Origin of the sequence: Streptomyces sp. NBC_01116 (genome assembly GCF_041435495.1) — a bacterium.
Lineage (GTDB): Bacteria > Actinomycetota > Actinomycetes > Streptomycetales > Streptomycetaceae > Streptomyces.
The window spans coordinates 7,209,729-7,222,028 of record NZ_CP108644.1 but is presented as its reverse complement, the minus strand read 5'-3'; the positions used below and the strand labels follow the sequence as shown (position 1 = coordinate 7,222,028).

Annotated in this window: 12 protein-coding genes; 5 read left to right on the top strand and 7 right to left on the bottom strand. The window is 73.3% G+C overall.

Translation table 11 applies throughout. The features are described from left to right. Positions 1–77: 77 nt before the first annotated feature. Complete coding sequence (locus OG245_RS31655; RefSeq protein ID WP_371628039.1) at positions 78–1,829, top strand: PucR family transcriptional regulator; 1,752 nt, start codon at positions 78–80, stop codon at positions 1,827–1,829. Between the two features lie 173 nt (positions 1,830–2,002). After that, a complete protein-coding gene (locus OG245_RS31650; RefSeq protein ID WP_371626757.1) occupies positions 2,003–2,785 on the top strand; it encodes a hypothetical protein in 783 nt (260 codons plus the stop codon). Between the two features lie 45 nt (positions 2,786–2,830). Here the strand turns inward: OG245_RS31650 and OG245_RS31645 are convergent, their stop codons facing one another. Further along, positions 2,831–3,604 (bottom strand): GntR family transcriptional regulator, encoded by a 774-nt coding sequence (locus OG245_RS31645; protein WP_371626756.1) that lies wholly within the window; start codon positions 3,602–3,604, stop codon positions 2,831–2,833. Between the two features lie 146 nt (positions 3,605–3,750). Here OG245_RS31645 and OG245_RS31640 point away from each other — a divergent pair, with 146 nt between their 5' ends. Together OG245_RS31640 and OG245_RS31635 are read left to right on the top strand one after the other, a co-directional pair. Next, positions 3,751–4,599 carry a (2Fe-2S)-binding protein gene (locus tag OG245_RS31640; protein ID WP_371626755.1) on the top strand — a complete coding sequence of 283 codons (849 nt, stop codon included), beginning with the start codon at positions 3,751–3,753 and terminating at the stop codon, positions 4,597–4,599. 192 nt (positions 4,600–4,791) lie between these two features. Then, on the top strand, positions 4,792–5,892 hold the full coding sequence (locus OG245_RS31635; protein ID WP_371626754.1) for a DUF2637 domain-containing protein: 1,101 nt from the start codon (positions 4,792–4,794) through the stop codon (positions 5,890–5,892). A gap of 23 nt (positions 5,893–5,915) precedes the next feature. Here the strand turns inward: OG245_RS31635 and OG245_RS31630 are convergent, their stop codons facing one another. Beyond that, positions 5,916–6,281 carry an ATP-binding protein gene (locus OG245_RS31630; protein ID WP_047181084.1) on the bottom strand — a complete coding sequence of 122 codons (366 nt, stop codon included), beginning with the start codon at positions 6,279–6,281 and terminating at the stop codon, positions 5,916–5,918. Between the two features lie 356 nt (positions 6,282–6,637). On the opposite strand from OG245_RS31630, the gene OG245_RS31625 reads away from it, so the two are divergent. Next, on the top strand, positions 6,638–7,072 hold the full coding sequence (locus tag OG245_RS31625) for a ribonuclease domain-containing protein (RefSeq protein WP_371626753.1): 435 nt from the start codon (positions 6,638–6,640) through the stop codon (positions 7,070–7,072). 40 nt (positions 7,073–7,112) lie between these two features. On the opposite strand, the gene OG245_RS31620 is transcribed toward OG245_RS31625, so the two are convergent. From OG245_RS31620 to OG245_RS31600, 5 genes are all read right to left on the bottom strand, one after another. Continuing rightward, entirely contained in the window at positions 7,113–7,403 is a 291-nt protein-coding gene (locus OG245_RS31620; protein ID WP_371626752.1) for a hypothetical protein, read from the bottom strand. A gap of 293 nt (positions 7,404–7,696) precedes the next feature. Further along, positions 7,697–7,828: a hypothetical protein gene (locus tag OG245_RS31615; protein ID WP_371626751.1), complete on the bottom strand. Its 132-nt coding sequence runs from the start codon at positions 7,826–7,828 to the stop codon at positions 7,697–7,699. Positions 7,829–7,953: 125 nt separating this feature from the next. Next, complete coding sequence (locus OG245_RS31610) at positions 7,954–8,286, bottom strand: SCO4225 family membrane protein (protein ID WP_371626750.1); 333 nt, start codon at positions 8,284–8,286, stop codon at positions 7,954–7,956. A 222-nt stretch (positions 8,287–8,508) separates the two neighbouring features. After that, on the bottom strand, positions 8,509–10,251 hold the full coding sequence (locus OG245_RS31605) for a pyruvate dehydrogenase (protein WP_371626749.1): 1,743 nt from the start codon (positions 10,249–10,251) through the stop codon (positions 8,509–8,511). Between the two features lie 112 nt (positions 10,252–10,363). Beyond that, complete coding sequence (locus tag OG245_RS31600) at positions 10,364–12,112, bottom strand: protein phosphatase 2C domain-containing protein (protein WP_371626748.1); 1,749 nt, start codon at positions 12,110–12,112, stop codon at positions 10,364–10,366. Between the last annotated feature and the right edge of the window lie 188 nt (positions 12,113–12,300).

Here is a 12,300-nt window from a genome sequence, read left to right as displayed (position 1 = left end):
CTTCACCCCCTTCCACCGTGACCTGCTCCTTCACGAACTTCACCTGCTCCCACTACGGAAAGATCGGCGGCGACGAGATGCGGCTGCGCGCACTGCTGGAGACCGACGCGCTGGGCCTGCGGCTGCTCGGCGGCGAGGACGAGCTGGACCGCTCGGTCCGGGGCGTCATGACGACCGACCTGCGCGATCCCAGCCGCTACCTCTCCGGCGGGGAGCTGGTGCTCACGGGCCTCGCCTGGCGCCGGGACGCGGCGGACTCGGAGCCGTTCGTCCGGATCCTGGCGGGCGCCGGGGTGGCCGGTCTCGCGGCGGGCGAGGCGGAGCTCGGTGACATCCCCGGCGATCTGGTCGAGGCGTGCCGGCAACACCGCCTCCCCCTCTTCGCCGTGAATGAGACCGTTGCTTTCGCAACAGTCACCGAGTACGTCGTCCGCCAGGTCTCCGGCGAGCGGGCGGGCGATCTGGCGGCCGTGGTGGACCGGCACCGGCGGCTGATGACGTCCGGCCCGGCGGGCGGCGGGCCCGAGGTCGTCCTGGACCTCCTCACCTCCGACCTGGACCTGCGGGCCTGGGTCCTCTCCCCCACCGGCCGCCAGATCGCCGGGGCGGGCGCCCCGCTGCCCGGACCGCTGGGCGCGGCGCTGGCCGGGCACCACCTGGCGGCGACCCGCACCGGCCGCCGGGGGCCGCACCGGGCGGCGGTCGCCGGTACGACGTATTCGCTCTTCCCGATCCGGAACACCGGCCGGGGTGCGGTGCCGGCCGCCCGCGACGTACGGGAGTCGGTGCTCTCCGACTGGCTGCTGGCGGTCGAGGCCGACGCCTCGGACTGGCCCGCCGCCCGGCTCGATCTGCTCCAGGGCGTCACCCAGCTGATCGCGGTCGAACGCGACCGCCGCGACGCGGCCCGCACGGTACGCCGCAGGCTCGCCCAGGAGGTGCTGGAGCTGGTCCAGGCGAGCGCCGCCCCGGCGGAGATCGCGGCCAGGCTGCGGGTCGCCGCACCGGTCCTGCTGCCCGGCCTCGGCGTGGCCCCGCAGTGGCAGGTCGTGGTGGCCCGGGTCGACTGGAGCGCCGGGGGCCAGCCCGCTGCCGCGGGCGACATCGCGAGCGGCCCGGTGGCCCAGGCGCTGCTGGAGGAGATCCTCGTCGACCCGGCGGTCGGCGGCCCCGACTCGGCCGACCGGATCGCCGTCGCGCACACGGGCGAGGAGGCCATCGCCCTGGTTCCGCTGCCCGCGCCCACCACCGTGGCCGAGGAGCCCGGGGAGGGCGCCTCGGGCGGTGCGGCGCGGGCGGGCGTCGAGGACGCCGAGGCCCTCGACGCGGAGCCGGGACTGCACGCCGACGCGCTGCTCGCCTCCGTGCGCGAGCCGCTCTCCGCGGGGCTCGCCGACGACGGCCGGCTGACACTGGGTGTCAGCGCGGCCGTGCACTCCGCCGAAGGACTGCGCGGCGCCCTGGAGGAGGCCCGGCACGCCCGCCGGGTGGCCGCGGCCCGTCCGGGGCGGGTCTGCGCCGCCGGCCACCACGAGCTGGCCTCGCACGTGCTGCTGCTGCCGTTCGTCCCCGACGACGTCCGGCGCGCCTTCACCGCCCGGCTGCTGGACCCGCTGCGCGACTACGACCGTCGCCACCGGGCGGAGCTGATCGAGACGCTGGAGGCCTTCCTGGACTGCGACGGGTCCTGGACCCGCTGCGCGGCCCGGCTGCACCTGCACGTCAACACGTTGCGCTACCGCGTCGGGCGGATCGAGCAGTTGACGGGGCGTGACCTTTCGCGCCTGGAGGACAAGCTCGACTTCTTCCTCGCCCTGCGCATGAGCTGATCTTCCGGCCGCGCACGGGGCCCGGGAGGGCCCCGTGCCGCTCCGGCCGATTGTGAAATCTTTCACCTGACATTGCCCGGACCTCTTGGCCCGGCGTGCCAATCCGTGCTGAGATGCGCCGTACCCAACAGCACAATGGCGCGCTCGGGGAGGGCAATGTGGCGCATACCGCCATGTCTGGTTCCGGAACGACAGCAGATGACGATCCTCCGCTCCAGACCGCGGTATGGCGGCTGCGCTCACGCGCCTGCTGGACGGACGCGGCCGCGCTGCTGGAGCCCGACGCGAGCACCGATCCGGCCGCCGCCCTCCAGCGCACCGCGCTGCTGACCGAGCGGTGCCTCTACACCGGACAGGGCTGGACCGACGCCGAGGACGCCCTGCGCACGGCGGAGGCCGTCGCCCGCAGCGACGACGAGCGCGGGTCCGCCGCCTCCGAGCGGGGCCATCTGGCGTACGCCTCGACCCTCCTGGCGGTACGGGACCGGGCCGACGAGGCGAGCGTGGCGCTCAGCCGGTCGGCGGCGCTGCTGGCGCCCGCGTCCCCGGCCCGGCCGCTGCTGGACTTCCGGCGCGGGCTGATCGCGCAGAACATCGCGGAGTCGCCGCAGTCGGCGCGGGCCGCGTTCCGCCGGGCGCACGCCGGAGCGGTGGCCCGGGGCGACGAGCTGCTGCTGTCGTCCACCTGGCGGCATCTGGCGGCGCTCGCCCTGCGCGAGGGGGAGCTGGCCGAGGCCCGGCACGGCTTCGCGGAGTCGCTGCGGATCCGGGAGGAGCTGGGGTTCCTGGTCGGTACGGCCCCTGCGCTGATCTCCCTCGCGGAGGCGGAGGAGGAGCCCGAGGCGGGACGGCTGCGCGCCGAGGCAGGCCGGCTGTTCCGGCTCCTGGGCGGCGTCCCCACCTGGCTGGCCCCGTATCTGGGCCCTCCGGCCCCGCGCACGGCCGAGGCGAGCTGAGGCGGCGGCGTCCGCGGCCTCCTGGGGCCGCGGGCACCGTCCGGGTCAGCCGTCGGCGCCGGCGAAGTGTTCGCGGACCAGGGCCTGGACGACGGTGAGGTCCTGGGAGACGAGGGCGTCGAGGAGTGCGGTGTGCTCGGAGGCGTCGGCCAGCAGGTCGGCCCGGCGGGTGGCGGGGCCCGACACCAGCGGCCACTGGGAGCGCCGGTGCAGTTCGTCGGCGACGGTCACGAGCTGCTCGTTGCCGGACAGCATGAGGACCGCGCGGTGGAAGGCCCGGTCCGACTCGGCGTAGGCGGCGAGGTCGCCGACGGCCGCCGCCGTGACCGTGGCCTCCGCCAGCGGGCGCAGGCCGCTCCAGCGGTGCGCCGGGACCGTACGGGCCAGGCTCAGCATCACCGGGACCTCGATCAGGGCCCGCACCTCGGCCAGTTCGGCGAGCTCGCGGGGGCCGCGTTCGCTGACCCGGAACCCCCGGTTCGGCACGACCTCGACGGCTCCCTCGACGGCCAGCCGCTGCATGGCCTCGCGCACCGGCGTCGCGGAGACGCCGAAGCGGGCGCCGAGCGCGGGGGCGGAGTACACCTGGCCGGGCACCAGCTCGCCGTCGACGAGGGCGGCGCGCAGGGCGTCCAGGATCTGGCCGCGTACGGAGTGGCGCTGGACGGCACGCGGCGCGGGAGGCTCGCAGTGGGTGTGCTCGCCCCGGGCCTGTTCCGGCACCCGGCACTCCGGCATCCGGTGTTCCGCCGGAGCACTCGGGAACGCTCCGGGGGCATACGCCGGACGTGCGCCCTCACGCGCGCTGCCCTGCTCCACCCGGACCTCCTCCGCCTGCCGCGGGCCGACTCGCGTGCGCCGGACCTCCTGTGCACGATAGAGGCAGGAGGCTGCGGTTCAAACATCGATGGCATCGGGTAAGGTTAGCCTTACCTGCAAACGATCCCGATTCGGTGGTCCCCTGCATGACCCTCTCCCCGCCGTTCACCGGCACCGCGACGTCCCCCGTGACCGCCGCGTACGCCCGCCTGACCGAGGTATTCCCCGGTCTGCGGGCCGACGTGCTCGACGGCGACGCCGTGGCCCCGTCCGGAGCGGGCTGGGTCGGCGCGGCGGAGCTGGCCGCCGGCGGCCACGCCGTGGACGCCTTCCTCGCCTGGGACAACGCCCAGGTGCTGCGCGACTACGGGCAGCAGGCCCGCCCGGACGTGGTGGCGAGCTTCGGTCTGCACCGGTACGCCTGGCCCGCCTGCCTGCTGGTGACGGTGCCGTGGTTCCTTCAGCGCAGGGTGCCACGCGTCCCGGTCGAGGACGTGGCCTTCCAGCGGGCACTGGGACACCTGACCGTGCGGGTCCGGGAATTCGCCTGCCTGCCGGACGACCCGGCGGCGGCGCTGCCCGGGGCCCGGGTCGTCGCGGACGAGGCGGCGCTGCGGGCCGAGGTCCTGGCCTCCCTGACCGAGCACCTCGGTCCGGTGCTGGAGGGCTTCGGGCCGCGCATGCGGCGCGGGAAGCGGGCCCTGTGGGGGATGGCGACGGACGAGATCGTCGAGGGCCTCTGGTACATCGCGCACCTGCTGGGCGAGGAGCGCCGCGCCATGGCCGAGCTGGAGCTACTGCTCCCCGGCACGACGAAGCCGTACGTCGGCACCGCGGGCTTCCGCGAGCTGACCGGGCCCGACGGCCGGTCGCTGCCGACCCGGGACCGGGCGAGCTGCTGCCTCTTCTACACCCTGCGCCCCGAGGACACCTGTGTGACCTGCCCGCGTACATGCGACGCGGACCGGGTACGGAAGCTCGCGGCAGCTTCCTGATCCACACCGCCCGTCCGGATGACGTGGAATCGAACGCAACTCGGCTTCACCGGGCGGCCGTTCGACAAGATTCCACCCATCGATAGCCTCTCCCACCCCCATGGCGTGCTCTTGTCCCGAAACCACCGGAGCGGGACGGGAATTCCGTCACGATGGCGCACGAAACGCCCTACGTGACGCAAGGGACCGCGCATGAGACTGACCGACATATCGCTTGACTGGCTGCTTCCGGGCGCCGTACTGCTCGTGGGGGTCATGGCGGCGGTGACGGTGGTCGCACGCGGCAAGCGTGCCGCCGGCAAGGCCGCGGCCGACGACTCCTGGGAACGCAGCGAGGAGCGCCGCAGACGCAAGGAAGCGCTGTACGCCACCGCCAGTTACGTCCTGCTGTTCTGCTGCGCGGCGGTCGCCGCCGCGCTCTCCTTCCACGGGCTCGTCGGCTTCGGCCGGCAGAACCTGAGCCTCACCGGAGGCTGGGAGTACCTGGTCCCGTTCGGACTGGACGGCGCCGCGATGTTCTGTTCCGTGCTGGCCGTACGGGAGGCGAGCCACGGAGACGCGGCGCTCGGCTCCCGGCTCCTGGTGTGGACGTTCGCCGGGGCCGCCGCCTGGTTCAACTGGGTGCACGCCCCCCGGGGCATGGACCACGCGGGCGCGCCGCATTTCTTCGCGGGGATGTCCCTCTCGGCCGCGGTGCTCTTCGACCGCGCGCTGAAGCAGACCCGGCGCGCCGCACTGCGCGAACAGGGCCTGGTGCCCCGTCCGTTGCCGCAGATCCGGATCGTCCGCTGGCTGCGGGCGCCCAGGGAGACCTTCGGCGCCTGGTCGCTGATGCTCCTGGAGGGCGTCCGCACCCTGGACGAGGCGGTGGACGAGGTGCGGGAGGACCGCAGGGAGCGCGAGCAGGACCGGCTACGCCGACGCGACCAGGAGAAGCTGGACCGGGCCCGCATCAAGGCCCTGAACCGGCAGAACCGGGTCTGGGGGCGCGGTGGACGGGGCGACCGGCAGGTGGACGTGCCCGCTCTCGCCCCGGCCTCGGGCGGCGCGGCGCCGGCCGTCGCGGAGCCCGCCATAGCGGAGCCGGGTCAGCTGCCTCTGCGACCCCGGCCATCCCTGCAAGCCGTCGGCCCGAAGCAGGCGGACGGTTCGGGTTCGAAGAGCCTGGACGCCCCGGGCCGGGGAAGTGACCCGCGGACCGTCGACCTCACCGCCGAGGACGACACCCAGACGCTCCCCCGCCTCGACTCGCTGGAACAGAAACTGAAGGATCTGGAGCAGCAGTTCGGCTGAGCCCGCCTCGCGGCGGAGGGCCCTCAGGGCCTTCCGCCGTGCAGCTCGAACCAGACGACCTTGCCCAGGGCCTGTGCCTCCACGCCCCAGGCGTCGGCCAGGCTCCGGACCAGGATCAGGCCCCTGCCGTGCGTACCGTCGTCGGCGTTCGGTACGTACGGCGCGGGCAGATCCTCCGACGCGAAGTCCTGGACCTCCACACGCAGCCGGGCGGGCGTCGCCGTGGCGGTGACCACGGCCCCGTGCCGGGTGTGGATGAGGGCGTTGGTCACCAGTTCGCTCACCAGCAGCTCCGCCGCCTCGGTCTGCTCCTCGTCGGAGCGATGCCGGAGGAACTCCCGCAGCTCCCGGCGCACTTCGCCCACCGCCGACCGCTCGGTGTGACCCACCCTCCGGCGCATCCGGGCCGGCGGTGACGCCTCGCCCGGTCTCCGGCCCCGGGGGCCGCGCCCCTCGATGACCGTTGTCCTTTTCTGACGCTTCGCCATTTCCCCCGCCCGCACAGTGAACCGACCTCCTCTGATCCGGCCGCCCGTCGAACAGCCTCACGGGATGCATGCCCTTGTACGCACACGGTCACGCTTGTGGAATCGTCAAGAGGTGAACGATCGGGAGCGGCGAGGGGCGCACGGAACATCCCACCCGCGCACGCCATCACCACAGAGGCGCAGCTTCGGTTAACGTCCGGCGAATACGGCCGAGTTGGAGTTGACGGCCCAGCTTCTACGCGCGTCATCATGATGGCATGCGCATCCCCCCACGCATCACCCGGCTCGGCGGCTCGGCCGCCCTCCTGTCCGTCGCCCTCCTCGCCTCGGGTCCGGTCGCGGCCCAGGCGACCACCCCGACCGCCGCCCCCACCTCCCACTCCGCGACCGCCTTCCGGGCCGCCGCGGTGGGCAGCATCTGCCATTCCGCGCTGCCGTCCCAGGCGCACGACACCCTGGATCTCATCGAGCAGGGCGGGCCGTTCCCGTTCGAGCAGGACGGCACCGTCTTCCAGAACCGCGAGGGTCTGCTGCCCGGCCAGTCCACCGGCTACTACCACGAGTACACGGTCGTGACCCCCGGCTCCGACACGCGCGGCGCGCGCCGGATCGTCACCGGCGAGCAGGTGGAGGAGGACTACTACACCGCCGACCACTACGCCTCCTTCGACCTGGTCGACCACGACTGCTGACCCCCTCCGAGGGGCGTCGGCCGGACCCGGACGAGAGGCGTCAGGTCCTGTCCTCGAACCCTCTCGCGGGGGTTCGTGCGCCACCGAGGAACGCCGCGAGCCCGGTGTCGAAGTCCATGCCGGACGGAACGAACAGGATGGTCCGGTCCGGTGCGACGTACGCCTTGCCGCCGCCACGCCCGGTCTGTACGACACACACCCCCGCACCGTCCGGCAGCTCGACGACGTTCACCCCCGCGCCCGGTGCGAGACCGAGGAACGCCTTCCCGGCCTCGGTCAGTCGTGCCGCACCGGCCCTCGGCGGGGAAGGCGGAGGAGGCAGGTCGCTCACGCCTGCCTTCAGGTCCCGGGCCTTGCAGCCGCACCCGCCAGGAGGCCATGCCTTCGAGCCGGCCGCCCCCCGCTCGGGGAAGCATGCCTCCTCGTTGCTGTGCACATGGATCTGCCCCAGGCAGGGCGGGCCGCCGAACGCCGGCGGCCGGCACATGACCTCACGCCGGCAGTACGCACACCGCATGACTTCTCCTCGTCCCCGGTCACTCTCACGCCCGGCCGCAGCCGCAGGGCGACATGTGGACGAACGCGTGAGGTTCAGCTTAGGCAGATCCGAACTCCCGCTGCCGGTCAGCCGATCGCACGCAGCGCCATCCGGACGACCGCCATGAAGCCCCGCGCGATCCATCCGAGCAGCCCCACCTCTGCGGCCAGCTCGGCGGTGTCCATCGCCGCCTCCCCCTTGTCCGCCCTGTCCACCACCCCGGAACGGCACCGGGAGCAGGAGCGAGGCCAACGGCGCTTCTGGGCACCGCACTTCTTGCACGTCGACATGCCGTCCATTCTTCTCGCGGTCGCGGACCGCCGGCAGGCGGGGTGCAGGGGCTTCAGGCGCTGATGACGCCGTTCCCGGTGCCGTGGGCGCGCCGCTCGGTGACGTGGCGGTACAGGGCACCGAGCGCGAAGGCCTGGACGATGGCACCGACCGGGATCGCGATCAGGCCCACGGGGCCCGTGAAGGGGACCAGCAGGGAGGTCGGGGCGGTCACCAGGAAGGCCCACACTCCGGCGAAACCGGCGTCTCCGGAGGAGGCGGCGAAGTAGGTGTCCGCGGCGACCCACAGGCACACCGCGAGGACAACGCCCAGGTATCCCAGAGCGAGAGGGTTCGCCAGGTAGTGGCGGAGGTTCTGCGGCATCGAGCGCGAGGTCCTGGCCATGTGGGATCTCCCTGGAAGTGCCGGTACGCCCGGTGCGGTGATGGTTCTGCTGACGACCTCGACCCTGCCGTCCGCAGGGAGTCGCCACATGAGCATCCATACTCACGTTCGCATCCGTGCACTCGCTGTGGGCCCCTCGTCGGACCTAGACCCTGTCGTCGAACTGCCGCCTGACCCCGCAGGGCCGCCCTCCGGGCGACGACGGCAGTTCGACGACAGGGTCTAGGGACGCGGCACGTTACGGAGGTTGGAGCGGGCCATCTGGAGCATCCGGCCCACGCCGCCGTCGAGCACGATCTTGCTGGCGGAGAGGGCGAAGCCGGTGACCATGTCGGCGCTGATCTTCGGCGGGATGGAGAGCGCGTTCGGATCGGTGACCACGTCGACGAGCGCGGGGCCCTTGTGCTTGAAGGCGTCCTTGAGCGCGCCCTGCAACTGCTTGGGCTTCTCCACGCGTACGCCGTAGGCGCCGGCGGCGCGGGCGATGGCGGCGAAGTCGGGGTTCATGTTGGTCGTCCCGTACGAGGGGAGGCCAGCGACGAGCATCTCCAACTCGACCATGCCGAGCGAGGAGTTGTTGAACAGGACGACCTTCACCGGCAGGTCGTGCTGGACCAGGGTGAGGAAGTCACCCATCAGCATGGAGAATCCGCCGTCGCCGGACATCGCGACGACCTGCCGGTTCAGGTCGGTGAACTGGGCGCCGATCGCCTGCGGCAGCGCGTTGGCCATCGAGCCGTGGCTGAACGAACCGATCACCCGCCGCTTGCCGTTGGGTGTCAGATAGCGGGCCGCCCAGACGTTGTTCATGCCGGTGTCGACGGTGAACACGGCGTCCTCGTCGGCCATCTCGTCCAGCACGGACGCGACGTACTCGGGATGGATCGGAACGTGCTTGTCGACCTTGCGGGTGTAGGCCTTGACCACGCCCTCCAGGGCGTTCGCGTGCTTCTTCAGCATCCGGTCGAGGAACTTGCGGTCGGACTTGGGCTTCACCCGGGGCGTCAGGCAGCGCAGGGTCTCGCGCACGTCGCCCCAGACCGCGAGGTCGAGCTTGGAGCGGCGGCCGAGATGCTCGGGGCGCACATCGACCTGGACGATCTTCACGTCGTCCGGGAGGAAGGCGTTGTACGGGAAGTCCGTGCCGAGCAGGACGAGGAGGTCGCACTCGTTGGTCGCCTCGTACGCGGCGCCGTAACCGAGCAGCCCGCTCATCCCGACATCGTACGGATTGTCGTACTGGATCCACTCCTTGCCGCGCAGCGCGTGACCGACCGGGGACTTGATCTTCTCGGCGAACTCCATGACCTCGGCGTGCGCCCCGGCCGTGCCGCTGCCGCAGAACAGCGTCACCCGTCCGGCCTCGTCCACCAGGCGGCAGAGCTTGTCGATCTCGTCGTCGCCGGGCCGTACGGTCGGCCGCGCGGTGACGAGGGCGTGCTCGATGCTTTTCTCCGGAGCGGGTTTGGAGGCGATGTCGCCCGGCATCGAGACGACGCTGACGCCGCCGCGCCCGATGGCGTGCTGGATCGCCGTCTGGAGCAGCCTCGGCATCTGCTCCGGGTTGGAGATCATCTCGTTGTAGTGGCTGCACTCCTGGAACAGCAGCTCCGGATGGGTCTCCTGGAAGTAGCCGAGGCCGATCTCGCTGGAGGGGATGTGCGAGGCGAGGGCCAGGACCGGGGCCATCGAGCGGTGCGCGTCGTACAGGCCGTTGATCAGGTGCAGGTTGCCCGGGCCGCAGGAGCCGGCGCAGGCCGCGAGCGCTCCGGTGACCTGCGCTTCCGCACCGGCCGCGAAGGCGGCGGTCTCCTCGTGCCGGACGTGGACCCAGTCGATGGCCGGGTTACGCCGGATGGCGTCCACGACGGGGTTCAGGCTGTCGCCGACAACGCCGTACATGCGTTTGACGCCTGCCCTGGCGAGGATGTCGACGAACTGCTCCGCCACGTTCTGCTTGGCCATGGGTGCGCACCCTTCCTTGCCTCGTGCTCCGTGCACTTCGGCTGTCCGGACTCCGGAGCACGAAACGCCGTTCCGCCCGGCTCCGGAATCCATCAACCCACGGCGCGCGCGGTTACGCCTCCCAGACGGCGGCGCAGGTGCGGTCGTCGGCGTACCCCTTGATCCGGAGCTGGGTGTCGGCGAGGAAGGCGGGCAGTCCGGGCGGTCCGCCGCTCCCCCAGCGCTCGGCGAGCTCGCCGGGGAGCCCGGCCTCGCCGCGCATCGGCTCGGCCAGTCCGTTGCTGCACAGCAGCAGCGTGTCGCCGGGCCGCGCCACGGAGGCCCGGAAGCGGAAGGGCTCTGCGGGCTGCCGGGCGGGGCCCCCGGCGTTCGGGGGCGGCGGCGCGGTGATCTGGAGGTCCATGGTCAGCCGGTCCCCGTCGGGGCCCTCCTCCCGCTCGTCGCCCGCCCGCCGGGTGCCGCCCTCCGGGACGAAGGGCTCCAGGTCCTGCCAGAGTCCGTCGCGGAGGCGGAAGAGGCCGCCGCTGCCGACGCCGAAGAAGACCCGGGTGCGGCAGTCGGGGTCGGCGGACAGCAGGAGGCAGCGGAGGCTCGCGGTGTACGCGTCCGGTGCGACGCCGAGTTCGGCGGCGCGGGCGCGCAGCTTGCCGTACGTACGGTCGGTGAGCCGGTGCAGCCCGGCCTTCAGGTCGCCCCGGCGGCCCGCTCTTATGTCCTCGGAAAGCCGGATGTGGCTACGGGCGACGGCCCCGCCGATCCAGCGGCAGGCGTCGGCCGCGGCGAGGTGGGCCGCTTCGCCGTCCCGTCTGCCGCCGGCCACGGCCACGAGCACGAGGGCGCTCTCGGCGGCCCCGAAGCGGGCGGTGAGCAGCCCGTCGCGCCGGGGTTCTCCGCGGAAGCGGGCGGAGTCGCCGCGTACGGAGGCGGCGCGCAGGGTGTACGTCCCGTACCGCGCGCCGTCCAGGACGGTGTCGGGGCCGAGGCCGTCCAGATTCTCCGACGTGGCGGAGGGCAGGGCCGCGGGCTCGGAGTCGTAGGTGGGCGGCCGGTCCCCGAGGTGCCCGACGGTCGGCCGGCCGCCGTCCGCGGCGGCCTCGGCGAGGTCCGGCGGAGGTGCGTGCGGCGCGCCGGGGTCGGGGGCGGGGTCGGGCGCGGACGCCTCCGGCACGCGCGGTGCGGCGAACGTCCGGGGACCCGGCTGCCCCGCGGGTGCCTCCCAGGGGGCGGGAAAGACGGTGGTGCGGGGTGCGACCGGCTCCGGCCCGGCGGGCGCGGCCGACCTGGACTCCGGCACCGACCGCGTCTCCGGCGCCGGATTCCGCTCCTGCACCGGATTCCGCTCGGGCACGGCATCAGCAGTCCGCTCCGGCTGCCGGTCGCGCTTCGCGTACGGGTCCCAGGCGGACCGGGGGTCGGGCATGCGCTCCGGAGCCGCCTCGGGATCCAGGACAGGGGCCGGGACAGGGGGCGGGGCGGCGGCCGGGACCGGTCCCGGCCACGGCTCCCGCCGCGCCGCCACGGGCCGGCTCTGCCCGGGCGGCCGGTACGCATCCGCGTCCGGCTCCTCGTACCGGTCGGCGTACGGGTCCCCGTAGGCGTCCTCGTAGGGGTCCTCGTACGGGTTCTCGTGCGGATCCCGGACGGTCTCGCGCACGGTGTCCCGGTGGTCGCCCACCGGGCTGCCCACCGGGCTGTCCTCCGGCCTGCCCACCGGGCTGCTCACCGTGTCCGACACGGAGTCGAAGCGGTCGTCGAGGCTGTCGGCGGCACGGCCGGGACCGGTGTCCTGCGCGGTCTCGTCGTACAGCTTGCGCCACCAGTCGTCCTCGTGGGCGGCGGGCTTCTCCCCCTGCTGACTCATGCCCCTATTGTCCACCGCCGGGGCGGCCCGAAAACGGGGCATCGGGAAAATGTGGCCCGTAGAAGGGCCCGCCGGGCGGCCCCACCCCCCACGGGAAGGACGCCCGGCGGACCGGTCGGAGTGAGCGGTGTCCCCGCGTGTCGGCCGTTCGTACGATCGGCCGATCACCGGTTCAGCGGCTCATGGGC